The organism is Phocaeicola sp. RTP21198st1_B8_RTP21198_201120 (assembly GCF_040929485.1).
In the GTDB taxonomy this organism is placed as follows: Bacteria; Bacteroidota; Bacteroidia; order Bacteroidales; family Bacteroidaceae; genus Phocaeicola; species Phocaeicola dorei.
In genome coordinates, this window is sequence record NZ_JBCOCI010000357.1 from 1 (window position 1) to 300 (window position 300).

The 300-nt window shown below is 44.3% G+C and carries 1 protein-coding gene; it reads left to right on the forward strand.

Translation table 11 applies throughout. From position 1 onward, the window contains the following. Window positions 1-300: hypothetical protein (locus tag AB5935_RS26260; RefSeq protein ID WP_368327899.1), on the forward strand; the 300-nt coding region annotated here is incomplete at both ends.

Sequence of the window (300 nt, forward strand, 5' to 3'; positions counted from 1 at the left end):
CACGATGTGATTATTACAGAAGAAGACTGCGGTACACTCCGCGGATTGGTTTGTACGGACCTTAAGAATAACGATGAGGTTATTGCTACTCTGTACGAACGTATCTTAGGCCGTGTTTCCGTACATGATATTATTCATCCTACCACAGGTGAATTGCTTGTTGCCGGTGGTGAAGAAATCACAGAAGAAGTAGCCAAGAAGATTCAGGAGTCTCCGATCGAGAGTGTTGAAATCCGTTCGGTATTGACTTGTGAAGCTAAGAAGGGTGTTTGTGCTAAATGTTACGGACGTAACCTGGCA